General features: G+C 62.9%; 27 protein-coding genes. 14 read left to right on the top strand and 13 right to left on the bottom strand.

The window, feature by feature from the left end:
• Positions 1 to 32: 32 nt before the first annotated feature.
• Positions 33 to 242: a general stress protein gene (locus J3A71_RS15545; protein WP_016487164.1), complete on the bottom strand. Its 210-nt coding sequence runs from the start codon at positions 240 to 242 to the stop codon at positions 33 to 35.
• Between the two features lie 263 nt (positions 243 to 505).
• On the opposite strand from J3A71_RS15545, the gene J3A71_RS15540 reads away from it, so the two are divergent.
• Complete coding sequence (locus tag J3A71_RS15540; protein WP_016487165.1) at positions 506 to 904, top strand: NUDIX hydrolase; 399 nt, start codon at positions 506 to 508, stop codon at positions 902 to 904.
• Between the two features lie 58 nt (positions 905 to 962).
• Here the strand turns inward: J3A71_RS15540 and J3A71_RS15535 are convergent, their stop codons facing one another.
• Positions 963 to 1526 carry an ATP-dependent Clp protease proteolytic subunit gene (locus J3A71_RS15535; protein WP_256219675.1) on the bottom strand — a complete coding sequence of 188 codons (564 nt, stop codon included), beginning with the start codon at positions 1524 to 1526 and terminating at the stop codon, positions 963 to 965.
• A gap of 169 nt (positions 1527 to 1695) precedes the next feature.
• Between J3A71_RS15535 and J3A71_RS15530 the strand changes: the two genes are divergently transcribed.
• Genes J3A71_RS15530 through J3A71_RS15510 form a run of 5 tightly spaced genes read left to right on the top strand, consistent with a single transcriptional unit; the run spans position 1696 to position 5992 of the window.
• The gene (locus tag J3A71_RS15530; protein ID WP_016487167.1) at positions 1696 to 2613 is read left to right on the top strand and encodes a DUF72 domain-containing protein; all 918 of its coding nucleotides are present in this window, start codon (positions 1696 to 1698) and stop codon (positions 2611 to 2613) included.
• Positions 2610 to 3395: an endonuclease/exonuclease/phosphatase family protein gene (locus J3A71_RS15525; RefSeq protein WP_016487168.1), complete on the top strand. Its 786-nt coding sequence runs from the start codon at positions 2610 to 2612 to the stop codon at positions 3393 to 3395. Before J3A71_RS15530 ends, J3A71_RS15525 begins: the two co-directional genes overlap by 4 nt.
• A complete protein-coding gene (gene clsB, locus J3A71_RS15520; RefSeq protein ID WP_016487169.1) occupies positions 3392 to 4594 on the top strand; it encodes a cardiolipin synthase ClsB in 1203 nt (400 codons plus the stop codon). The genes J3A71_RS15525 and clsB overlap by 4 nt, the downstream gene beginning before the upstream one ends.
• A complete protein-coding gene (locus J3A71_RS15515) occupies positions 4594 to 5547 on the top strand; it encodes a lysylphosphatidylglycerol synthase domain-containing protein (RefSeq protein WP_023048028.1) in 954 nt (317 codons plus the stop codon). The genes clsB and J3A71_RS15515 overlap by 1 nt, the downstream gene beginning before the upstream one ends.
• 28 nt (positions 5548 to 5575) lie before the next feature.
• A complete protein-coding gene (locus J3A71_RS15510) occupies positions 5576 to 5992 on the top strand; it encodes a hypothetical protein (RefSeq protein WP_023048029.1) in 417 nt (138 codons plus the stop codon).
• Between the two features lie 225 nt (positions 5993 to 6217).
• Here J3A71_RS15510 and J3A71_RS15505 read toward each other — a convergent pair whose 3' ends face one another.
• Positions 6218 to 6682 carry a phosphotransferase system, HPr-related protein gene (locus J3A71_RS15505; protein ID WP_096426076.1) on the bottom strand — a complete coding sequence of 155 codons (465 nt, stop codon included), beginning with the start codon at positions 6680 to 6682 and terminating at the stop codon, positions 6218 to 6220.
• A 127-nt stretch (positions 6683 to 6809) separates the two neighbouring features.
• On the opposite strand from J3A71_RS15505, the gene ligD reads away from it, so the two are divergent.
• The 5 genes from ligD to J3A71_RS15480 are packed head-to-tail and all read left to right on the top strand — an operon-like array spanning position 6810 to position 12414.
• A complete protein-coding gene (ligD, locus tag J3A71_RS15500; protein ID WP_096426077.1) occupies positions 6810 to 9311 on the top strand; it encodes a DNA ligase D in 2502 nt (833 codons plus the stop codon).
• A gap of 40 nt (positions 9312 to 9351) precedes the next feature.
• Entirely contained in the window at positions 9352 to 10395 is a 1044-nt protein-coding gene (locus tag J3A71_RS15495) for an acyl-CoA dehydrogenase family protein (protein WP_096426078.1), read from the top strand.
• Positions 10392 to 11147 (top strand): PIG-L family deacetylase, encoded by a 756-nt coding sequence (locus J3A71_RS15490; RefSeq protein ID WP_016487175.1) that lies wholly within the window; start codon positions 10392 to 10394, stop codon positions 11145 to 11147. The genes J3A71_RS15495 and J3A71_RS15490 overlap by 4 nt, the downstream gene beginning before the upstream one ends.
• Positions 11148 to 11158: 11 nt before the next feature.
• Positions 11159 to 11758, top strand: a complete 600-nt coding sequence (locus J3A71_RS15485; protein ID WP_016487176.1) for a class I SAM-dependent methyltransferase — start codon at positions 11159 to 11161, stop codon at positions 11756 to 11758.
• Positions 11755 to 12414, top strand: coding sequence for a glycosyltransferase (locus J3A71_RS15480; protein WP_016487177.1), 660 nt, complete (start codon positions 11755 to 11757; stop codon positions 12412 to 12414). Before J3A71_RS15485 ends, J3A71_RS15480 begins: the two co-directional genes overlap by 4 nt.
• A gap of 10 nt (positions 12415 to 12424) precedes the next feature.
• Here the strand turns inward: J3A71_RS15480 and J3A71_RS15475 are convergent, their stop codons facing one another.
• From J3A71_RS15475 to J3A71_RS15435, 9 genes are all read right to left on the bottom strand, one after another.
• Entirely contained in the window at positions 12425 to 13012 is a 588-nt protein-coding gene (locus J3A71_RS15475; protein ID WP_016487178.1) for a nucleosidase, read from the bottom strand.
• Positions 13013 to 13068: 56 nt separating this feature from the next.
• Positions 13069 to 14175 carry a carboxylate-amine ligase gene (locus J3A71_RS15470; RefSeq protein ID WP_096426079.1) on the bottom strand — a complete coding sequence of 369 codons (1107 nt, stop codon included), beginning with the start codon at positions 14173 to 14175 and terminating at the stop codon, positions 13069 to 13071.
• A 6-nt stretch (positions 14176 to 14181) separates the two neighbouring features.
• Positions 14182 to 15135, bottom strand: coding sequence for a class I SAM-dependent methyltransferase (locus tag J3A71_RS15465; RefSeq protein WP_060517798.1), 954 nt, complete (start codon positions 15133 to 15135; stop codon positions 14182 to 14184).
• Complete coding sequence (locus tag J3A71_RS15460) at positions 15135 to 16466, bottom strand: iron-containing redox enzyme family protein (protein ID WP_060517800.1); 1332 nt, start codon at positions 16464 to 16466, stop codon at positions 15135 to 15137. The genes J3A71_RS15465 and J3A71_RS15460 overlap by 1 nt, the downstream gene beginning before the upstream one ends.
• 20 nt (positions 16467 to 16486) lie before the next feature.
• The gene (locus tag J3A71_RS15455; RefSeq protein ID WP_016487182.1) at positions 16487 to 16684 is read right to left on the bottom strand and encodes a hypothetical protein; all 198 of its coding nucleotides are present in this window, start codon (positions 16682 to 16684) and stop codon (positions 16487 to 16489) included.
• Between the two features lie 60 nt (positions 16685 to 16744).
• Entirely contained in the window at positions 16745 to 16927 is a 183-nt protein-coding gene (locus J3A71_RS15450) for a KGG domain-containing protein (protein ID WP_016487183.1), read from the bottom strand.
• 147 nt (positions 16928 to 17074) lie between these two features.
• Complete coding sequence (locus J3A71_RS15445; RefSeq protein WP_016487184.1) at positions 17075 to 18358, bottom strand: MFS transporter; 1284 nt, start codon at positions 18356 to 18358, stop codon at positions 17075 to 17077.
• A gap of 4 nt (positions 18359 to 18362) precedes the next feature.
• Entirely contained in the window at positions 18363 to 19274 is a 912-nt protein-coding gene (locus tag J3A71_RS15440; protein ID WP_096426080.1) for an aldo/keto reductase, read from the bottom strand.
• Between the two features lie 88 nt (positions 19275 to 19362).
• Positions 19363 to 20226, bottom strand: coding sequence for a Dyp-type peroxidase (locus J3A71_RS15435; RefSeq protein ID WP_016487186.1), 864 nt, complete (start codon positions 20224 to 20226; stop codon positions 19363 to 19365).
• 184 nt (positions 20227 to 20410) lie between these two features.
• Here J3A71_RS15435 and J3A71_RS15430 point away from each other — a divergent pair, with 184 nt between their 5' ends.
• Positions 20411 to 21304: a bile acid:sodium symporter family protein gene (locus J3A71_RS15430; protein ID WP_016487187.1), complete on the top strand. Its 894-nt coding sequence runs from the start codon at positions 20411 to 20413 to the stop codon at positions 21302 to 21304.
• Between the two features lie 117 nt (positions 21305 to 21421).
• Here the strand turns inward: J3A71_RS15430 and J3A71_RS15425 are convergent, their stop codons facing one another.
• Positions 21422 to 21889 carry a sterol desaturase family protein gene (locus tag J3A71_RS15425; protein WP_023047390.1) on the bottom strand — a complete coding sequence of 156 codons (468 nt, stop codon included), beginning with the start codon at positions 21887 to 21889 and terminating at the stop codon, positions 21422 to 21424.
• A gap of 395 nt (positions 21890 to 22284) precedes the next feature.
• Between J3A71_RS15425 and J3A71_RS15420 the strand changes: the two genes are divergently transcribed.
• Positions 22285 to 22998: an MgtC/SapB family protein gene (locus J3A71_RS15420; protein ID WP_023047391.1), complete on the top strand. Its 714-nt coding sequence runs from the start codon at positions 22285 to 22287 to the stop codon at positions 22996 to 22998.
• 17 nt (positions 22999 to 23015) lie between these two features.
• A complete protein-coding gene (locus tag J3A71_RS15415) occupies positions 23016 to 23525 on the top strand; it encodes a GNAT family N-acetyltransferase (RefSeq protein WP_016487190.1) in 510 nt (169 codons plus the stop codon).
• Positions 23526 to 23536 lie beyond the last annotated feature (11 nt).

Here is a 23536-nt window from a genome sequence, read left to right as displayed (position 1 = left end):
TGTGTTCCTGGACATTCAGCGAGCGGTTGCCCTCACGGGTTGCGCCCCCCGCCGTGGCTGTTCTGGCCACCCTTGCGGCCAGCTTCCGATGCACGCTGTCGGTCGTTGGCGAAATTGCCGCCAGATGCCTGCCCCCCCTTGTGGCCCGCGCGCGAAGCACGCTCCCGGTCATTGGCAAAATTGCCCGGGTTGGTTTCCTTGGTGCCGCCGCGCTGGCTTGTCCGCTCTTGATCCTGCGCCATGTGGGTTCTCCTTGCGATGGATAGGCTGGTGACACGAATCTGTGCCATGCCTAGTTTCCGAGCCACTGTTGCCCGGCTCTGCTCAATGCTTTTGCTGGCAACTGACCAGTGGCACAAATCTTACGCCAGCAAAATGTTTGCGTGGCGGGCGAAAGCCGTGGGTGGCACGTTACGTGCTTTGACCGTTCGTCGGGTTAAACGCAACGTTTATTGCCGCCAACGGCCATATCTTCATGCAATAAGCGCATCACCAAGGAGCATGAATGAAGCTGAACAAGGATCGCGCCACCATCATCTGCCGGCACGGCAAGCAAACACAAAAATGGTTATGGGTGCGAAAATCCAACGGTGCCTGGACCCTCCCCGGCGGCAAGATCGAGCCTGGCGAGACGCCAGCGCAAGCTGCAGAGCGTGAGTTGCTGGAAGAAACCGGGCTGCAGGCAGCGTCACTGACCTTGCTGATGCGTCACGAGGCCCCCGCGCGTATGCATTACGTGTTCGAAGCAGAGTTTGCCGACGCGCCGCAGCCCAAGGCGCAGCATGAAATTACCGACTGCCGCTTTGCCCATCTGGACCAGGCGCCTGGGCTCAAGGGTGAGATCAAGTTGCTGATCCGCTCGCTGCTGGCCTGTGACAGAGCCACCGCCGCGTCAGTTCGGTAAGCCCGGTTACTCGGTGCGTGCCTTCGCGCAACTGTGAAGAGGCACGCACAGCCACACCCTAGGCATGCACACTCCACTGAACCGACTGCGCCTCGATTGGCATTTCGTCGATGGCATGAATCATCCCGTTATCCAGCGCCTCACGTGGCCCCAGAATCCGCGGATAGGCCATCAGGTACCGCGGCACGTCCAGTACCTCCGTTGCCCCCTGGGTTCGTTCGGCGACAATCTGCGCATACAACTTCAAATCATAATCCAGGCTCATGGCGTACTCAGCCATGCGCGAATGATCCACCGAACCGTGCAAGGTCCAGTGAAACGGGTGGAACAGGAACTTGCTGAAACTGCACGCCGTGCGCCGTTCCCCTGCCAGGAACAGGATATTGCCCATGGACTCCACCGTGCCCAGGTTGTGGGTATGCACCTCGACCGGTAACGCCCGCAGGAAGTTGTACAGGGTGAAGCCATAACTGCACTCGCCGCCCATGGTAGCGATGTTCAGTTGCAGGATACCGGCGCCCTGTTGCAGCGCCCGCGAACAGGTGTTGATCAGGTTGCCACAGGTCGACGAGTTGATCGGCCCGGTGAAATGGATGATATGTCTGGCCATGCTTGCCTCGATTTTATCCTGACACCCTTCCACGAAGCGGGTATCCGGTGGAAACGCCAAGCGCCGCAAAGTTCAACCTGGTATCAGCCTTTCCCGTTGGTCAAACGTGCTGAACCCTGGCCTGTCTTTATCGGTCGCACTTTGGAGCGACCGAAATAGAACCGGCAATGAGGACGGCAGCGTGAGCGATATCCGCATCGGTATCTCCGGGTGGCGCTATGGCCCCTGGCGCAAGGACTTTTACCCCAAGGGGCTGAGGCAGGACGACGAACTGGCCTTCGCTTCGCGGGCGGTGAACAGCATCGAAATCAATGGCTCGTTCTACAGCCTGCAAACGCCTGAACGTTACCAGGGCTGGCGTGACGAGACGCCGGACGACTTCGTGTTCGCGGTGAAGGGGCCGCGGTATATCACGCACGTACGGCGGCTTAGGGACATCGAAGAACCGGTGGCGAACTTTTTCGCCTCAGGCCCACTGTTGCTGGGCAAGAAGCTTGGCCCGATCCTGTGGCAATTTCCACCGAACATGAAGTTCGATGAAGAGCGTTTTGCCCGGTTTCTCGAACTGCTGCCGCGTAACCATAAAGCGGCTCGTGAATGTGCCAAACACTGCGCGGCACGCTTGCAGGGCAACGGCAGCTTGGGCATACACGGCAATGCACGGTTGCGTCATGCCGTGGAGATCCGTAACGAGAGTTTCCTCTGTGAGACCTTCATCAAGCTGTTGCGCAAGCACCGGGTCGCTTTGGTAGTTGCCGACAGCGCCGGCAAATGGCCGTATGTGGAAGACGTTACCGCCGACTTTGTGTACATGCGCCTGCATGGCGATGTCGAGCTCTACAGCAGTGGGTATACGGCCAACGCACTGAGGCGCTGGAAGCAGCGCATCCAGCGCTGGAGCCAGGGTAGCCAGGCTGAGGATGCGCAATTGGTCGTCCAGGGCTCGCCGCCGCGTCGGGCGACCCGCGATGTCTACTGCTATTTCGACAACGACCAGAAGGTTCACGCCCCCTACGATGCGCGACGCCTGCTGCAGAAGCTGTCGCTGGACCATGAGCTCATGACCGAGCCTGGCGTCCTGCCGGAGGTGGCCTTGTGAACAAGACCCTGCCCGCCCCACGCAGCATCATCGACAAGGTCACTGCGGTACGCCGGCTCAATGTGCTGACACTGAACGTGCACAAGGGCTTCACCTTTTTCAATCGGCGCTTCATCCTGCCGGAATTGCGCGAGGCCGTGCGTGCCACGGGCGCCGACCTGGTGTTTCTCCAGGAGGTGCACGGCAGCCATCAGCAGCATGCCCTGCGCCATGCGGCCTGGCCAGAAATGCCGCAGTACGAGTTTCTTGCCGACAGCATGTGGCCGCAGTTCGCCTACGGGCGCAATGCCGTATACCCGCATGGCGATCACGGTAACGCGCTGCTGTCGAAATTCCCCATTACTCACTTCAACAACCTCGATGTGTCAGTACAGGGCAATGAGCAGCGCGGCCTGCTGCACTGCCAGCTGGACGTGCCAGGCCACGACCAGGTGCATGCGGTGTGCGTGCACCTGGGCCTGCGCGAAGCCCACCGGCAGCGCCAGGTGAAGCTGATGCTCGACCTGCTGGCCAGTCTGCCGCCTGAAGCGCCGGTCATTATCGCCGGCGATTTCAACGACTGGCGCCTGAAAGCAGATGCCGTGCTGTGCGAACACCTGATAGAGGCTTTCGGCGAGCACTTCGGCACCCCGGCGCGCAGTTTCCCCGCGCGCCTGCCGTTGTTGCGGCTGGACCGCATCTATTTGCGCAACGCCATGCCCGGCACTGCCCAAGTGCTCTCGACATACCCGTGGTCGCACCTGTCCGACCACGCCCCATTGGCTGCGGAGATCAACCTGTGAATCGACCTTGGGTGGACGGCAACAGCGTGCAGTTGCTGATCAATGGCGAGCAATACTACCCCCGCGTCTTCGAGGCCATGGCCCAGGCGCGGGAAGAAATTCTGCTGGAAACCTTCATCATCTTCGACGACAAGGTCGGCCAGCAGTTACAACAGGTGCTGATCGACGCTGCCCAGCGCGGTGTGCGGGTGGAGGTAGCGGTGGATGGCTACGGCACTGCCGACCTGCCCACCGAATTCATTTCGGCCATGACCGATGCCGGCGTGAGCTTTCACGCTTTCGACCCACAGCCCCGGCTGGTGGGCATGCGCACCAACCTGTTCCGGCGCCTGCACCGCAAGATCGTGGTAGTCGACGGTGAGCGGGCATTTATCGGCGGTATCAACTACAGCGCCGATCATCTTGGCGACTTTGGTGCCATGGCCAAGCAGGATTATGCGGTGGAGGTCACCGGCCCGGTGGTAGCGCAGGTGCATGCTGCCAGCAAGCGCCTGATGTCGCCGGTGCTGCAGCCACCCAGCGCGGTACGCCCGGTAACCGAGCCGGCCGGGGCCAGCAGCGCCGTGCTGGTCGAACGCGACAACGGGCTGCGCAGTACCGATATCGAAACCCACTACCTGCAGGCTTTTCGTGGTGCAAAGCAGCGCATCGTGGTTGCCAACGCGTATTTCTTCCCGGGTTATCGATTGATGCGGGAGCTGCGCAACGCCGCCCGGCGTGGCGTGGATGTGCGCTTGATTCTGCAGGGCCAGCCTGACATGCGCTGGGTCCGTGCACTTTCGAGGCTGCTGTACAACTATCTGCTGCGCGACGGCGTGGCCATCCACGAATACTGCCAGCGGCCTCTGCACGGCAAGGTTGCACTGGTTGACGATGAGTGGTCCACCGTTGGCTCCAGCAACCTTGATCCGTTGAGCCTGTCATTCAACCTGGAGGCCAATCTTTTCATCCGTGATCGAGCCTTCAACCAGCAACTGAACCAGCATCTACAGGCCCTGGCCAGCGAGCAATGCAAGCCGGTCACCCTGGAGCGCATGATTCGCGGTTACTGGTGGCGGGCACCGCTGATCTTCGTGTGCTTCCACGTGATCCGCCATTTTCCGCGCATTGCTGGCTGGTTCCCGGCACACCGCCAGCGTTTGCGCTCGGTGCAGCCGGAAGTCGAGGCTCAGGGTAACCTGCACGAGGGCAATACCTGATGGCGCGCAAAGGCTGGCAAACCTGGGTGAAACGCCTGTTCACGCTGGCGTTCCTCATTCTCATACCTGTTCTGCTGTTTATGCTGGCACGCAATCTGGACTGGAACGAAGTGCGCCAGTCGTTGCTGGCCTACAAGCCCGGCACCCTGGCCATCGGCCTTGCGCTGGCGCTGTGCAGCTACCTGACATTTGCCAGTTACGACCTGCTGGCACGGGCCTACACCGGCCACCAGTTGCCCGCCCGGCAGGTGCTGCCAGTCGCCTTCGTGTGCTACGCCTTCAATCTCAACTTCACGACCTGGGTAGGCGGCGTTGCATTGCGCTACCGGTTATATGGCCGCCTGGGCCTGGATACCCCGACCATTACGCGCATCCTCACCTTGGGCCTGTTGACCAACTGGATGGGCTACATGCTGCTGGCCGGCACCGTATTCGCCCTCGGCTTCGTGGAGCTGCCCAGCAGCTGGGCGGTGGGCGCTACAGGTCTGCGCCTGATCGGCTTGCTGCTGTTGGCGATCGCGGGTGGGTACCTGCTGGCCTGTGGTTTTGCAACCAAGCGCACGTGGTCCTGGCGCAACCACGAAGTGACGCTACCGTCGCTGCGTTTGGCGCTGTGCCAGGTTGCGCTGGGTGCCAGCAACTGGGCGCTGATGGCGCTGCTGATCTTCTGGTTGCTGCCGGGCGAGGCTTTTTACCCGTCCATTCTCGGCATCCTGCTGATCAGTTGCGTGGCTGGCGTGGTTGCGCATATCCCTGCGGGGCTGGGCGTACTTGAGGCAGTGTTTCTGGCCTTGCTGCACGGGCAGATGGCCCAAGGCACGCTTGTGGCTGCCTTGCTCGGGTATCGCACACTGTACTACCTGATTCCACTGCTACTGGCAGTGGTTACCTACCTGGTCCTGGAAAAACGCGCCAAGGCCATGCGCCAAGGCGACAAGCCCGCCCAGACCTGACGAGGGCCGCTGGCCCTGGAGGTGGCAAATGCGTGTACGGATCTTGACGCTGATGGTCGTCAGCCTGGTCTGCGGCCAGGCCGTGGCCGAGGGCTGCAACGTACTGACCCGCTCATCCAGCGATGCCGTAACACCCGTGGAGCGGCACACCTGCTACAGCTACAGCAACCTGCCCGCCGAAGCGATCAACTGGTCGTGTAGCAACGAGAGCAAGGACATGCTCAACAGCGAAAAGAGCAAGGTAGCGCGCTGTGCGGATGGCAGCGTGGGCAGCTGCATCGCGCCTTTGACTCAGGAAGCGCTGGCCAACCCCAAATCCGTAGGAGGGGACAAACCAGCGTTGCCCAAAGATGCGCGGGTGATCACCTATTATTACGACACCCCCAGCCTCGGCCAGGCCCGCACCGACTGCGAACGAAACAACGGCATCTGGCAAACCCACTAACCCGCCACGCCTACCGCCGCTTCCACAGAAAGGGGCTCTGTGGGAGCGGGCTCGTCCCGCGAACACCGGCACAGCCGGTGCCAGGCACCGCATGCCCCCAATTCGCGGGACAAGCCCGCTCCCACAGCCTAAGCCCGAAGGACTGAGCAATCGCCAGTTAGAACAGCTCACATACCAGCGTATCCAAGGTGCAGGAACAGTGCGCGCAGGTACAGCGGGGTTCGTTCACGGCTTGCCCTCCTCGTCTTCGATCACGTCATCAGTCCACGGTTTACCATCCAGCGGCGCTGATCGGGCCAGTTCGGCCTCATCCAGGCCTATGCCACCGCCGATCTCGTCGGCGTCCACGTGCCGCAGGCTCTGGTCTGCCGGGCCGCCACTACCACCCGGTTCGTGCGGGTCACGGGCACCGGTTTCATCCAGCAACGTGTCCGGGCTCAAGTCGTCATAGGTAACATTGTCCTCATGCAAGCTGTCGCTCAGGGCCTCGCCGCCGGTCATGCCGCTTTCGGCCACGCGCCGAGGCGGAAACTCCCGGGCGACTTCATCGGCCGGTCGCTCATCGCCCACATGCCCTTCACGTTCGTCAAGGCGGTCATCAAAGTCCAGCTCACGGACGCTGCCCATGCGGTCTTCGGTGTCGTCGATCTCTGGAGGGGTATACGGCTTTGGTTCATCTGTGCGTGCCATGTGCGTTCTCCGTCAGGCGGCTTCATTAAGTCGACTGCGCCTGCGTGTGGAAGATTCAGAGTTTTTTGAACTACCACCCTACGCGGCGCCTCCCACCTTAGAGACTGCGAACTGCCCGGAAACCGCCATGGCCAAGCCCCTGCAGGAATATGCGCGCAAGCGCGACTTCAATGCCACGCCCGAGCCCAGCGGCAAGCGCAGCCGTGGCAAGCGGGTGCAGGCGCTGCAGTTCTGCATCCAGAAACATGACGCCAGCCACCTGCACTACGACTTCCGCCTGGAGCTGGATGGCACCCTGAAAAGCTGGGCGATCCCCAAAGGCCCGTCGCTCGACCCCAAAGTGCGCCGCTTGGCCGTGCACGTCGAGGACCACCCGCTGGATTACGCCGACTTCGAGGGGCATATCCCCGAAGGCCACTATGGTGCAGGTGATGTGATTGTCTGGGATCGCGGTGTATGGGAGCCCGAAGGCGATGCGCATGAAGCCTACGCCAAAGGCAAGCTGCGTTTCCGCCTGCAAGGCGAAAAGCTCAGCGGTGTGTGGAACCTGTTTCGCACCCGCCTGGATGGCAAGAAAGAGCAATGGATGCTGGTGAAATCGCACGATGAACAGGCCCGCAGCGAGGCCGACTACAGCGTCGTGCAGGCTCAGCCCGATAGCGTGCTTAGCGACCGCACCCTGGTACCGCGCAAAGCCGCTGCGAAAAAAGCCGCCGCACCGCGCGCCAGCCGCAAGCGCACCGTCAAAGGCCCGAAGGTGCCCCTGCCTGCACAGCTGAGTCCGCAGTTGGCAACCTTGGTCGACTCGCCCCCCAGCGGGGACTGGCGCTACGAGGTCAAATTCGACGGTTACCGGATTCTGGCCCGTATCGAGGGTGATGACATCCGCCTGTTCACCCGCAACGGCCATGACTGGAGTAGCAAGATGCCCCGCCAGATCGCCGCACTGCGCGAGCTGGGCCTCGATGCAGCCTGGCTCGATGGTGAAATGGTGGTGGCTGACGAAAATGGCGCAGCCGATTTCCAGGCGTTGCAGAACGCCTTCGACACCGAGCACGATGACGCCATTACCTACTACCTGTTCGACCTTCCGTTCCTCGGTGGCCAGGACCTGCGCCAGGTAGCGCTGCAGGGCCGGCGCGACACCTTGCGCCAACTGCTTGAGCGCGATGAGTCCGGTGTACTCAAGTTCTCTGCCGACTTCGACGAGCCCGTGCAATCTTTGCTCGACAGCGCCTGCCGGCTTGAGCTGGAGGGTTTGATCGGCAAGCGTGCCGACAGCCCGTACAGCGGCCGTCGCAGCCCGGACTGGGTCAAGCTCAAGTGCAAGCAACGCCAGGAGTTCGTGGTAGTCGGTTATACCGACCCCAAAGGTAGCCGCAGCGGCTTCGGGGCCCTGTTGCTGGCCCTGCATGACGACGACAGCGGTCAGTTGCGCTACGCCGGCAAGGTTGGCACCGGCTTCAGCACGGCGACCCTGGCCAGCATCCATGCTCGGCTCAAACCCCTGCAAATCGCCAAGCCAGCGTTGGCCAAGCCGCCTACCGGTGCCGAAGCGCGCGGTGTGCACTGGCTGCAACCGCAATTGTTGGCCGAAGTCGCCTATGCCCAGATGACCCGAGACGGCATCGTGCGCCACTCGGTGTTCCATGGCCTGCGCGATGACAAGGCGGCCACCGCCATCGACCTGGAGCGCGCCATGCCCACCCAGACCGTGCCCAAACGCAACAAGCAGGCGAAGGCGCCTGAAAACCTGGGTGAACTGCGCCTGACCCACCCCGACCGGGTGATCGACGCCACCACCGGCGTGACCAAGCGCGAGGTCGCCGAGTATTACGCCAGCGTCAGCCAGTGGATCCTGCCCCAGCTCAAGCAACGCCCGGTAGCGCTGGTGCGCGCCCCGGACGGCCTGGCCGGGGAGCTGTTCTTCCAGAAAAACGCAGGCCAGCTGCACATACCTAACGTCATCAGCTATGAAAAGGCCGAGGCCGGCCAGGCGGCGATGGTCATCAACCGCCCGGACACCCTGCTAGGTGCTGTGCAGATGAACATGCTCGAACTGCACACCTGGAACGCCACGGACAAGGACTTCGACAAACCGGACCGCTTCGTACTTGACCTGGACCCCGACCCCGCGCTGCCCTGGAAGGCCATGCTGGAGGCCACCCAGCTCACCCTCACCCTGCTCGACGAACTGGGCCTGAAGGTGTTCCTGAAAACCAGTGGCGGCAAGGGTATTCACCTTGTCGTGCCCTTGACCCGGCGGTCGGGCTGGGACGAGGTCAAGGACTTTAGCCACGCCATCGTCGATTACCTGGCCAAGCTGTTCCCGGATCGCCTCAGTGCAGTGTCGGGGCCGAAAAACCGCGTGGGGCGGATCTTCATCGACTATCTGCGCAACGGCAAGGGCGCCACCACAGCCTGTGCCTACTCCTTGCGTGCCCGTGAGGGGTTACCTGTGTCGGTACCGATCTGGCGCGAGGAACTGGCGCACATCAAGGCTGCCAACCAATGGAACATTGCCAACCTGCACGAGCGGCTGGCAGAAGTTGATGACCCATGGGCGGAGATGGGCAAGGTACGCCAGTCCATCACCGCACACATGCGCAAGCAACTGGGGCTGAAATGATGGGGCAACGGCGATTGGACATGAACCTGGAGACACAATGATGAGCATCGTTCAGGACTTCAACCTGACCACCCTCGACCGCCTGTTACGTACCTTTGGCGAGCGCCAGCAACCCCTTAACCTCGATACGCAACTGCCGCAGCTGATCCAGGCGCTGCACGCCGACCATCTCGACCTGTTGCCATTGCCGGGCCAAGGCAACACACTGCGCCGCTGGCAGACCCTGGCCCGTGTGGCCGGTTGCGACCTGGCGCTGGCCAAGCTCTATGAAGGCCACACCGATGCCCTGGCCATCCTTGCTGAATGCGGCGCCGCCCACCACGCCGTAGACGGCATCTGGGGCGTGTGGGCCGCTGAGCCGCCCGATGCACGTGCGCAGGTGACGGCGCGCCAAGGTGACCAGGTGCGCCTGCAAGGCCGCAAGGCCTGGTGTTCAGGGGCCTTGCAGATCGACCGGGCGCTGATCACTGCCTGGGATGAGGCGGACCAGCCGCAACTGGTGGCGATCGAGCTTTCACAGCCGAACCAGGGGCTGTGCATCGAACATTGGCAAGCAGTCGGCATGGCCACAACTGCCAGCGTCGAGGTGACATTCAACGACACCCCCGGCACGCTCATCGGCACGCCGGGCCAATACCTGGCACGCCCTGGCTTTTGGCATGGCGGTGCGGGCATCGCTGCCTGCTGGTACGGCGCGGCCGAGGCACTGGCAGACTACCTGCGCGAACATTGCCGCAAGCCCCGCCCCGACCCCCATGCCGATGCGCACCTGGGGGCAGTGGATGCTGCGTTGTACGGTGCCCGCGCGGCGCTGCGCGAATGTGCGGCCTGGATCGACCGGCAACCTGGCGCAGATGCCAGCTTCGAAGTGCGCCGCACGCGTGCCCAGGTGGAACACGCCGTGGAACGCGTGATCAGCCACGTTGGGCGAGCGCTGGGAGCCACGCCATTCTGCCGCAGCAGCCATTTTGCCCGGCTGTGCGCTGACCTACCGGTATTCATGCGCCAGAGCCATGCCGAGCGCGATCTGGCGGTGCTGGGCCATCTGCTCACCCAACTACCGGCCGGGGTGTGGCAGCTATGAGCCAGAACCTTATTCAGTCCGCCAACGGCACGCCTTGGGCAGCCTGGCAGCAAGGTGCGCATCTTGCCCGCGCTACATGGCTCGATCCAATGCAGCTGTGCCCACCTGGGCGCCGGCTGGTGTTGATCGCGCCGCATCCGGATGACGAAATCCTCATGGCAGGTGGTCTGCTGGCGGGTTTCAAGGGACGCGAGGATGAACTGGTGCTGATTTCCGCCACCGACGGTGAAGGCAGCCACCCCGGCTCCAGCCACTGGACCGAGCACCGTTTGCGTCGACAGCGGCCGCAAGAGAGCCGCCAGGCCCTGCTGCAGCTGGACCTGGACCTTACCCATCTGGACTGGCGCAGGCTGCACCTGAAGGACGGCCAGTTACCGCGCGAAGAGGCATTCCTGGTCAGTCACCTCACCCAGTTGCTGCGGCCAGATGACCTGTTGATGGCCACCTGGCGTAATGATGGGCACTGCGATCACGAGGCCGTAGGCCGAGCTGCGGCACACGCGGCGGCCGCCCGCGGGGTGCAATTGGCAGAGGTGCCGGTGTGGGCGTGGCACTGGGCCGAGCCCGATGACCCGCGCCTGCCATGGCCGCGTGCGCACCGCCTGCAGCTCGATGAAAGCCGCCTGGCCCGCAAGCGCAAGGCCTTGGCTGCCCACGTCAGCCAGCTGGAGCCGGACGCCGAGCAGCCGCCGGTGCTGCCACCCCGCTTGATGGAATGTCTGCTGCAACCTTTCGAACTGGTGTTCCTGTGAATGGAGCTGTCATGAGCCTGGATCCGCAATATTTCGCCGAGCTGTACGCCACCAATGAAGACCCTTGGGCTTTTCGCACCCGCTGGTACGAGAAGCGCAAACGCGAGCTGGTAATGGCCAGCCTGCCCCGCCAGTGCTATCAGCGCGTATTCGAGCCAGCCTGTGCCAATGGTGAGCTCAGTGCGTTGCTGGCCGATCGCTGCGCCGACTTGCTGTGCCAGGACCTTGATCCAACGGCCGTAGGCCTGGCCCGCGAACGCCTCGTCGATGTGCCCAACGCCTCGGTGGAAATGGCCCGGCTACCAGCGGACTGGCCGGGCGGGCGCTTCGACCTGATCGTGCTCAGCGAAGTCGGTTACTACCTCGATCCTACAGACTGGCTGCAGGTCATCGAGCAATCGGTGGCCAGCCTGACCTACGACGGCGCCCTGCTCGCCTGTCACTGGAAACACCCCATCGTGGGTTGCCCACAGGATGGACGGGAAGTGCATCGCATGCTGGCCCAGCACCTGCCTCTGCATCACCAGTTCCGGCATGAAGAGGCAGACTTCGTACTGGAATACTGGTCCTGCCAGCCCAGCGTGGTTGACCTGGACGAGACCTGCCCATGATTGCCGTGGTCATTCCGGCGCACAACGAAGCCCGCCGCCTTGGGCGCTGCCTGCGGGCGGTGTTGGTCGCTGCCATGCAAGCGCAACAGGCGGGGCACCGGGTAGACGTGCTGGTGGTGCTGGACCGTTGCAGCGACGGTAGTGGCGCGGTGGCGCGGCGCTTCGGTGTGCGGGTTTTGGAGGTGGATGCCGGTAATGTCGGCATGGCGCGCCGGGTGGGCGCAGCGCACATGGTCGAGCGTGGTGCGCAGTGGCTGGCGTGCACCGATGCCGATAGCCAGGTGCCGTCGCACTGGCTGGTGTCGCAGCTGGCCTGCAGCGCCGAGGTGGTGTGCGGTACCGTGCATGTCGAGTATTGGCAGCCCTGGCAGAAAGCTGCCCTGCGCAAGCTGTACCAGAGCCGCTATGAAGCGCGCGAAGGCCATCGCCATGTGCACGGCGCGAACCTGGGTGTGTGCGCCGCTGCCTATCAACGCGTGGGTGGCTTCCAGCCCCTCGCGGCGCATGAAGATGTGCAGCTGGTCAGCGACCTTCAGGCCAGCGGCGCGCAGATTGTCTGGACCGCCAGGCACAGCGTGGCCACCAGCAGCCGCCTCGACAGCCGCGCCCGAGAAGGGTTTGGTGACTACCTGGCGGGTTTGCAGGCGCAGGTGTGATGAGGCTTGGTCACACCTGGCTGAACAGCACCCGCTTGAACGCCTCGGCCGCCAGGTGAACCTGCACCGCCCAATCCCCTGCTGCATCGCTGCCGGCATCATCGGAAATGTATTTCAGGCACACAAACGGAATGCCTTCACCGCGTGCGATCAACGCCAGCACATAGGCTTCCATGTCGACCACGTCATAAGGCGCGTCGCCATGGTTGATCTCGAAACTGTCACCGCTGCCACAGGTTTCCAACGGTAGCCCGGGGATTGCTGCGCCATGCTCCAGGACTACCGGGATATCCGACAAGGGTGTCTCGTATCGGGCAAAGCCCAGCGGTGTGACGTCCATGTCACGTTGTACGAAACGGTTGCAGCACACCACCTGGCCTTTGCCGTGACGCTGGCTGCCAGCCGATCCAAGGTTGACGACAAGTCTGGGCCTGCGGGTTGCAATCGCCTTGGTCAGTGCAATGGCCGCATTGACTTTGCCAATGCCGGTGAACACGGTGTTCACCTCGGTGAAGACTTCTCCCGCCTCGGCCTCGAGGGCAAAGACGAACAGCGTGTCATCCAGGGAAATGTCGGGGAATTGCTTGATCAGCATCATGGAGCAGGTGTTTCCGCGTGGCTGCAAGGGGCGCGGCCATTGTCGGCCAACCCCGGCTAATTGCAAGTCCCGGCGGCCACCACCGCTTGCAGCGCCTGTGCCTTGCCGACCCCGCTCGCGATAGCCTGTGTCAGGCAGTGCAACTGCTGGTCGGCATGAGTGCCCTCGCGCAGCAGGTGCCGTGCATGCTGGCAAGCACGCTCGGCATCTACGCTGTCGACCGGCACCAGCGCCTGCAACTGACCAAGCCAGCCCTCAGCCGTGACTGGCTGTTGTTCGTGCATACCAATGAACCGTGCATGACGCCCATAGCGCATGGCGCGCCAGTAGTTCTCCTGAGCGATCCAGCGAAGCTCACGGTTGCAGGGCAACAGGTCATGGCGACCGGTAACCTTGTGCTCTACCAAATGGCGAAACAGCGCGGCGATGCACAGGGTATCTTCCAGTCGCGGGCAACCATCGCAGATACGCAACTCCACCGTCGGGAAGCGCCGCGAAGGCCGAATGGCCCACCAGAAGTCGCCATCCGCAGCCAATGCACCGGTCCGCTGCAACAAGGCGCGGTAGCGTTCATAGGCAGCCCAGTCCGGCAAGGCTTCGGGCAAACCCATGTGCGGCCATTCCCCGCAAATCACTCGGCGATAGCTCATGTAGCCGGTCTGCTGACCCGCCCACATAGGCGATGAGGTGCTCAGCACCAGTAATAACGGCAGCCAGATCAGCAAGCGGTTGATCAGTTGCATGCGGTCACAACCTGGCGGAACCCCAACGTGCACGTGCAGCCCATTGAGCAGGCTTCGCTGGGCTACATGCCGGTAGTCATCGAACAGTTGCTGGTAATGTGCCGGGGCAGCGGCCTTCTGCCGCAGCCAGGCGGTGCTTGGGTGGCTCGCCGCGCCGTACAACCCCATCCCCTCCTCTGCCAGCGCAAGACTCAGCCGCTGCCGCCGCAGTTGGAAGAACTCATGGGCTTCATGAAGGTGGGTGAACACCGGCGAGGCCAACTCAATCTGGCTGCGGAACATTTCCTGCACAAAATATTGGCCCAGCGCTTCGCGGCAACGCCCGATTACCGCAGACGATGGTGCTGCCGGGACCTGTCCCGAGCCCAGCCTTACCAGCAGGTATTCTTCCTCGATGCCGAATGTGCAGGCCCGGGCCATATTGCTTCAGCGATGACGGGTTACGGTGAGCGCCACGGCGGCGATCCGTTCGACTTGCTCATAGCCCGGCTCGGCCAGTTGCTCGCCAAACACGTCAGGGTCGATCTCCCGGTACACCCAGGCCCATTGTGGCCCTGCGAGGCGCAGGCGGATGGCTTCGAGCAACGCATCGCGGCCATCGACAATGGCTACGCCGGTGTAGAGCAGCAAGGTACCGTGGCGGCTCAGGCGTTCGCATCCTTGTTCAACGATGCGCAGCGACAGTTCGGCGCCCAGGGCGCCGCCGCCGTGGCGGTAGGTGCGGGCGCTACGGTCGAGCATGTACGGCGGGTTGGCGACAATCAGGTCGAACGTACCGGTAAGGGCGTCCAGCAGGTCGCTGGCCACTACGGACACATTGCTCACCCCCGCCAGCGCCGCGTTGATCGTGGCGTAGCGCAACGCCAAGGGGTTGATGTCGACGGCGCTGACCTGGGCATGCTGGGCCGCACGCGCGATCAGCAACGCGCCCACCCCGCTGCCACAGCCGATATCGACTGCGTGCTCCACCGGCATGGGGTTATGCTGCAGGTGCTCGTGAATGACCTGGGCAAAGCGGTAGCTGTCCGGGCCGAAGAACACCGCATCGCTGCCATCGGTGGGGAACGCCGAATGCACCAGCAGCAGGTCGTCCAGGCTGGACCAGCGCACTGAGCTGCCGAGTAAGTCGCCCTTCGGGACCAGCACCTGGGCGCGTTCGAGCAACTGCAATTCATCCGTTGATAGCAGGCCCGGGGCGAAGGGCCGACTCCAGCCGAACACGTCGCGCAGGTTGCTGGCCTGCCCGGAACCCTCACGGGCGTTGACGCGGGTGTGAGTCGCAGGTGTCACACTGGTAAATCGGTAGCCGTCGGCGCGTAGCCGCTGGCCCAGCTGCAGCAATGCCTGATCGGCTTCGAACTGTCTGGCGGTCAGCCTCATCAGCGGGGTTCCTCCTGAAGCAGCCCGGTGGTGCGAATGTATGCCCGGGTCGCCGCCAGGCCCTCGGGTGTGGCGTGGCGGTTGCCGGCCATGCGCTCGATCAACGTTGCGGGTCGGTCACCCGACATTTCGCTGTGTGCTTCGTCCGGGGATTCGGGCAGGCCCCAGCTACCGGGTGCTACACGGCGGATCGGGGGGCGCCAGGTGTCGGCAATCCAGTCGTGCCACAGTTGTTTCTCATAACTGTTGAATACGCCGAACATTGCCGCTGCAGGCCCTTCGATCAGCTTCCACCAGCGGCTCTGGGCCGGGTCTTGGCCTCGCTGAATCCAGCCTTGGGCCTGTAGCGCGGCAACGAACGCGGGCATGGCGCCAGGGGTGGCCAGCCATTGGTTGACGGTGCGCTGTTCAAGGCGGCAACGGTCGGCATGCATGAATTGGCCATAAACCCGTTTGCGCTCCAAGGCGGCGAACAATTCATCCTGCAGGTCGAACTGGCGGATAAGGTCAGCCGCAGCAGTACCTAGCTCGTTCAGGCGATAACCGTTGCGAACCCTCGCGTAGAACGACTTTTGGTCATGCTGAGGGCAGAGCTGGCGCAGCGCCTGCAGCGATAGTTGAGCGTGGCCACTGGCAGCATTGTCAATCGTCACATGCAACTGGAAGTAGTGGCCGTCGATGCCCAGTTCTGCCAGTTCGCTGGTGGTAATCAGCAAGTGCAGCGGCGGTTGTTCATAGCCGAGGTTGTAACCAATGACCTCAGGCAGGTGGGTGTCGCAACAGTGCCCCAAGGCCAGTTGCAGGCAACCCTGTAAGTAGCGTGCTTCGTCAAGCGGCATTGCCTCGACACACCCGAGGCGGCCCAGCAGGCGCTGATAGATCAACACATGGTTACTACGCGGGTCGCCGTTGCCGAGCTCTTCCAGGTAAGTTCGGATCAACCCGTGAAAACGTGGGTCGCGCCAGTGGCACAGCGTGCCGTGCAGCCACGCACCGTCCACCGCTTTGGTCGGGGCGACCTGCTGCAGAAACCACAGCGCGTGAGCGCGATTGACAAAGAAACGGCGTGGAGCGCCTTGCCGGCGCTGTTCCAGGTAGTCGGCGTAGCCGGCGGCGACATCGGCAGCACACCTGGCGCTCCAGGCAGGCAAATCCGAAGGTGAGTCTGGCAGGTCATCCGGCAAGCGTTCAGCACGTGCAAGTTGCTCGTCGAGCCACAGGGCGCTGGGGTCATCTTCGCCGGCCAGCATTGCCTCATAGCGCTGTTGCAGGCTGGACCGCCCAGCGACCATTGACGAAGCTAAAGCGTTGTCGCGGTTCATCACCCTCATGCCGTGCTCCTTATTGCGCCTTACTGGCTCGGTTTCTGACCAGGCATCGGCTCAGGGTCGGGCGCGGGCTGCGGTGCCGGTTTACTGTCGGGTTGTTGCATCTGCAGCGATGGCTTGCTGAGGTCGCCATCCTTGCCAGGGTGATCGTTGTCGCGGTCGAAACAGCCGCCGAGCATCGTCAGCGAGCCCATCAGGATGATGAGTGGAGTCAGTCGCATGGGGCCTCCCCCTCTGGTTGATTGCAGTGCCAGGCAGTCCCGGCACTGCAAGTCGGTCATTTACGAACGGCCGCCCTTGCGGCCCGACTCGCGATCGCTGGGCGTGTGGCTGCCCGAGGACTGCCCGCCTTTGCGCCCGGCTTCGGACGCTTTTTCGCGGTCGTTGGCGAAGTTGCCTGGGTTTTTGTTACCGCCCTGGCTGCCTGTTTGATTGCCGGTACGGCTGTTGTCTTTAGTGGCCATGGTCTTCAAACCTCGTATGACTTCGAAATGCACGGCAGGCTGCCGTACACAAGTTCGGAGTTCGGCGATATGCGGGGATTCGTTTTATTGCGAAGGGTTCGGACCGGTGGCGTTAAATAAGCGGCAATGCCATATTTGGCGCCCCTGTCAGTCGTGCGGCGGGTTATCCATGCGGGCCTGCTGCCGACCCAGCCAGCCCCCCGTCACGGCCCAGCCCACGGCAATGATTGCGCCGATCAGCATCGCCAGCTGTGGGTGCTCGCCCATCACGTCCAGCGCGCGCTTGAGCCAGCCGCTCAGGGCATCGCCGCCACGGTAGATCACGGTATCGATAAAATTCTTGGCTTTGTACTTGTCCTCGGCGGACAGCACGGTGAACAGCATCTCCCGCCCTGGCCGCACCAACGCGTATTCGCCGGCGCGGCGCACTACCATTACCACCACGAATACCGCGAACACCGGTGCCAGTGCCAGCCACAGGAACCCTGCTGCCATCACCAGCGGTACAGCTACCAGCAACACCCCGACGCCCAAGCGCCGGGCCAGGCGCCCGGTCAGCAATACCTGGGTGAGGATTGCCAGGGCCTGCACCACGGTGTCGATCAGGCCGAATACCTGGGTTTGCCGGGTGCGGTCGGTGAAGGTTTCGCTGACGATGCGCGCCTGCTCGAAGTACAGGAAGGTGCTGACGCTGGCCAGCAACACCACGAACAGAGCAATGCCTAGCAGATAGGGCGAACGCAGCACGGCGGTAGCGCCGGTAAACGGGTTGCCACCCAAGGGGCGCGAGCCCGGGGACTCGGCCTGTTGCGGTAGTGGGTGGCGCACTCGCCAGCGTTGCAGGAACAGGGCCGCACCCATACTGCCTAGCAAAAGCGCTGCCGCCAGTATCAGCAGCCCGCAATGGCCCAACGGTGCGACAAGCAAGGTGCCGAGAATGGGGCCGCTTAGCCCGCCCAAGCTGGCCCCGGCTGCCAGCAGGCCGAACAGCCGCTTGCCTTGTGCGGTGGAAAACAGGTCAGCGAGCACGCTCCAGGCCAGCGAGATGGTCAGCAAATTGAACACCGATAACCAGACGTAAAAGGCCCTGGCTGTCCAAAGATTGTCCGAATTACCGGCAAACAGTGCCGCGAACATCAACAGGTTGCTGGCAAAGAAACCGTAGGTCCAAGGCAGGATATGCCGGCGTTGCACCCTTGATGCCAGCCAGCCGAACAGCGGCAGGCACGCCAAGGTGGCGATGAAGGTGCCGGTGAACAGCCATTGCAGGTTGTCCACGCCGCCCGCAACACCCATGGTTTCGCGCACCGGGCGCAGCATGAAGTAACCGGTGAACAGCAGGTAGAACAGCAGCAAGCCGGCGATTACCGCCGGCCCCTCGCCGGGCTGCATGTTCAGCCCTTGGACAAGGCGCCGCCGCCAGGCTTGCATGATGTCAGGCAAACTGCTGGATCAGCGCCTGTTGCTGCGCCTGGGTGAGCATGGGTTCATGCCCGGCCTTGAGCTGGTCGAGCTGGCGATCAGGCCGGCCGGTGGCGGGGATGACCGTGGTCACTGCCGGGTGGCTGATGGCGAATTTGAGAAACAACTGCGCCCAACTGCCGATGCCCGCTTCGCTGGCCCAGCCCGGCAAGGCCTGGTCCTTGACCTTGGCAAACAGGCGGCCATCGTCGAAGGCACGGTTGATCAGCACCGCAACGCCCCTGTCCTGGCACAGCGGCAGCAGTTCGCGGGCGGCGTCGGGGGCATTGACGGAGTAGTTGATCTGGATGAAGTCCAGCGGCTCGCTGCGCACGATTCGGGCAACGTCGTCATGGCCACTATTCAGATAATGAGTGATGCCGACATAACGGGTCAGGCCTTGCTGCTTCAGTTCGCGCGCATAGGGCAGTTGGGTCTGCCAGTCACGCAGGTTGTGGATTTGCAGCAGATCGACTTTGTCGGTACGCAGGCTCCTCAGGCTGCCGGCCCATTGCGCTTCGGCGTCGGCCCGGCTGTCGGCGGCGATCTTGGTGGCAATAAAGCACTGCCGGTGCCAGCCGCCCTCTTCCAGCAACTGGCCAAGAATGCTGTCGGCACCGCCATAGTTGGGCGAGGTGTCGATTACCCGGCCGCCCCCTTCGAAAAACGCCTTGAGTACCGCTTTCAATTGCTGATACTGGGCCGAGCCGGTTTCTACTTCGAAACTGCCGGAGGTACCGGCACCAATCACCGGCAACGCTTCACCGGTGGACGGTATTTTGCGCGTCAGCAAGCCCGCCGGGGCGGCGGCGTGCAGCCAGGGGCTGGCGGCGGCCAGCAACCCCAGCGTGGCACCTGCGCGTAGGACGTCACGACGTGCGTACATGGAAAGCTCCCGTCATGAAGCGGAAACTTTCAAGGCTAGCCGCTCCATACCGGGCCGGCAGGTGTTTCTGTATCTGGATGTTAAGTGATCAGGCTCGTAGCAGCTGGCTCAGGTCCACACCCGTCTCGCCCATGGGCGGGCACCAGTAATAGCCGCCCGTCAGTGGCCGGCTGAAGCGGTACAGACCGTCGATGATACCGTCCTCCAGGCCGCTCATGCGCCGCAACTGCACTTCGAACGCATCGAAGCTGTGGCCCAGGGCAACGAAGGCCAAGCCGGCGCCACGCGGGTCAGCCCAGGCTACCGAGCGACGGACCATGAACGCCTCCGGCGCAAAGCTTTCCTGGGCGGTGCGCTTGACGTGTGCGGACTCGGGGGCATCGTCCAGCTCTTCGTTATCGCTCAGCCGGCGGCCCATGATGTTGTCCTGGTCAGCCTGGGGCAGCGACTTGAAGTACTCCAGGTCGTGTTTCCACAGCTGGAACGCGGCAAAGCTGGAACCATCGGCAGCAATGGCCGCCTGTACGGCGTCTTCGTCCACCGGGTTCTCGGTGCCGTCTTCGTAGCCTGTCAGGTCATGGCCGCCGCGGTGCAGGAAGCCATCGACACTGTCGGCCAGGCGCAGGGCCGGGGCCAATAGATGTTCCAGGGCCTGGGCCCGCAGCAGCAGGTCGCCGCGCTCGTTACCACGCAGCCACAGCCACAGGGCATGTTGGGTGCTCGGGTTCTCCACAGCAGCGTCCAGCACCGGAAAAGCACGCAGGCCTGGCACTGCACGGCCCAGGGCCTTGGCCAGCGGGGCGCCGACCCCCAGGATCAGTTGGTCGCCATCGACCTGTTGCAGCAAGGCATCCAGAGCGGCAGGCAACGCCTCGGGCGACTGCAGGGTGAAAAACAGGTGACGGGCATGGGCCGGCACCGGGGTGGCAAGCAGCCCTTTCTGGAACGGCATGACAGGCTAATCCTCGGACAAAAGCGGAATGCTACTGCGCCTGCAGGCCCGCTGCAATGCGGCATGGAGCCTCGCTGATCGCTGCGGTTGGTAACAAACGGTTACCAAGAGCTGGCCCTTTGCAATTAGCTATCAATCAACGCCAGCCTACACTCCTCGAGGCCCTTCGCCCGAGAGACCGCTCATGACCGCCTCGCCCCTGTTAACCGCCTTCCTGCCGCTCGCGTTGGGCATCATCATGCTCGGCCTTGGGCTGTCGCTGACCCTGGCCGATTTCGCGCGCGTGGTGAAATACCCCAAACCGGTGGTGGTAGGCCTGGCCTGCCAGATCTTGCTGTTGCCACTGGTGTGCTTCCTGATCGCCAATGGCTTTGGCCTGGAGTCGGCCCTGGCGGTGGGGCTGATGCTGCTGGCAGCTTCGCCGGGCGGCACCACGGCCAACCTGTTCAGCCACCTGGCCCATGGCGATGTGGCGCTGAACATCACGCTCACGGCGGTGAACTCGCTAATCGCGATTCTGACCATGCCGTTGCTGGTGAACCTGTCGCTGAGCTGGTTCATGGCCTCGGACCAGGCCATTCCACTGCAATTTGCCAAGGTCTTGCAGGTATTTGCCATTGTCCTGTTGCCGGTCGCACTGGGTATGCTGATCCGCCGTTACGCCCCTGGTTTTGCCGCACGCATGCAGAAACCGATGAAACTGGTGGCGGCGCTGTTCCTGGCCTTTACCATTGTCCTGGCGCTGGCCAAGGACTGGCAGACCGTGGTCGAGTACGCGCCGGTGGTGGGCCTGGCTGCCCTGCTGTTCAACCTGCTTAGCCTGGCCGTGGGCTACTGGGTGCCGCGCCTGTTGAACATTCCCAAGCGGCAGGCAATTGCCATTGGCATGGAAATCGGCATTCACAACGGCACGCTGGCGATTGCCTTGGCGCTCAGCCCTTCATTGCTGAACAACGCAACCATGGCGGTGCCCGCGGCGCTGTACAGCCTGATCATGTTCTTCACGGCGGCAGGTTTTGGCTGGTGGGTCAGCCGCGGGCACGTGGCGGCAGCGCCCAAAGGGGAAACAGTGAATTGAAGCAGTGACTGGTATGGGAGCGGGCTTGTCCCGCGAAGCAGGCAACGCGGTGTATGGCACCGGCTTTGCCGGTGTTCGCGGGACACGCCCGCTCCCACAAGAGGCAAATCCAGGTTGTCACTGCTGGCTGCGCTTGCTGCGCAATTGCTGCTTCAACACTTTCAAAGGCGGCGCATAAAAAAAACCGAACGACACACTCCCGGTGCGCCCTTTCACTGCATGGTGCAAACGGTGCGCACGATACAGTCGCTTGAGGTAGCGGTTGACCGGCCGTGGTTTGCGCGGCCAATGCCGGTGAAAGAACCCGTCATGGGCCAGGACATACAACATGCCGTACCCTGCCACGCCGCCGCCAACCCATTGCAAGGGTGCATAACCAGCCTTGCCCAAGGCGACCAACCCCGTGGCGATGAGCCCCAACGCCAGCAGGTACAGGTCGTTGGTCTCGAGCATGCCCAAGTGTGGCTCATGGTGCGAGCGGTGCAGCCACCAGCCCCAGCCATGCATGATGTACTTGTGAGCCAGCGTGCCAACGCCCTCCATGGCCACCAAGGTGCCGAACAATACGGCGAGATTGAACAGCATGAAACAGTCCGGGTGATGGCAACGGGAGGCGCAAGGGTACCGTCAACCCAGGTTTTTTTCCATGCAGGGATGACCGTTGCAAACCATTCACCCATGAAGCCATTGTCATGTTTTCGCCCTTGACCTGCTCTGCCACGCGGCGTATGGTCCGCAGCGCAATTTTGCTTTGCTCAACAGGAGACCTGCCTTGGACAGTAGCCCCAGTCGCTTGCGACAGGCCCACGTGGTGCGCTAGCCCGGCAGTGTCCTGCACTGTCTGGCCGCCCTGGCAAGACGGTGGTTTCCTTTAACCCCGCTTCTCCTCCTCTCCTCGTGGTCCTGCGCATTTTTCTGGTTTTTCAACCACGCCAACAGATGGCGTTCATGCGGGTGTGTGCCCGCGGAAGAGGTTTGCTATGGATTGGAAAGTATTTTTGCTGCGCGTCAGCATTGCCCTGCTGCTGGGGGCACTGATCGGTGCCGAACGGCAATTGCGTCAACGCCTGACCGGGCTGCGCACCAATGCGCTGGTGAGTACGGGTGCCTGTCTGTTCGTGCTGATGACCCAGGCAGTGCCAGGCATGGCGCCTGCCGATGCCTCGCGCGTTGCCGCCTATGTAGTGTCGGGCATCGGCTTTCTCGGTGGTGGCGTGATCATGCGCGATGGCTTTAACGTGCGCGGCCTGAACACGGCGGCTACCTTGTGGTGCACGGCTGCGGTCGGTGTGCTGTGCAGCCTTGGGCTGGTGCTGGAGGCGGCACTGGGCAGCCTGGTGGTGCTGTGCGCCAATATCCTCTTGCGGGACATCGCCCAGCGCCTGGACCGTCAAGACGTAGTGCCTGCCAGCGAGGTGGAGCAACACTTCGAGGTGCGCATCGTCTGCCGCGCCGAGGACGAAATCCAGGTGCGCAGCCTGATGCTGCATAGCCTGGGTGATCCGCAGCTGCGGTTACAGTCGCTGCAAAGCGCAGACCTGGACAGCCCTGCACGCCTGGAAGTGCGCGCCGAGCTGCTGGGTACCGCACAGGCACCGGCTCAACTGGAGCGGCTGGTCAGCCGGGTCAGCCTGGAAAAAGGCGTCAGCTCGGTGCGCTGGCAATTACAGCCGCACGTGTTGGCGGCCGACTAGCACGACAGGAGTGCTTCATGCTTATCCGCCCTACCCTTGAGCACGATATTCAATACCTGCCGGACGTGGAGCGTTCGGCAGCCCAGGCTTTTGCTGGCTGGCCAGCGCTGGCCTGGCTCGCCCAAGCTGATGTGATGGATTGCGCCGCGCACAGGGCTTTCGCCGCGGGCGGTGGTAGCTGGGTTGCTGAAAACCCGACCGGGCAGATTGTGGGGTTTGCGTGCGTGCGGCGTGCGGGCCAGGCATTGCACCTTCATGAAATATCGGTGCGTCAGGATGCCCAAGGGCAAGGCGTCGGTAGCCGATTGCTGCAGCAGATCATCGATGTAGCGCGTTGCGCAGATGTCCGCGAGCTGACGTTGACCACCTTTGTCGATGTGCCCTGGAATGCGCCGTTTTATGCACGGTTCGGGTTTGAGGTGATCGATGAGGAGCGGCTGGGCGAACGACTCCTGCGCATGCTGGCCAGTGAGCACGCTCAGGGCCTGAAGGGGCGCTGTGCCATGCGTCTTTGCATGACCCATTGACCGTTGGGGTG

Origin of the sequence: Pseudomonas sp. PvP089 (genome assembly GCF_017875165.1) — a bacterium.
GTDB lineage: Bacteria > Pseudomonadota > Gammaproteobacteria > Pseudomonadales > Pseudomonadaceae > Aquipseudomonas > Aquipseudomonas fortuita.
The sequence above is the reverse complement of the archived record's forward strand: the minus strand, read 5'-3'. Positions and strand labels throughout refer to the sequence as shown.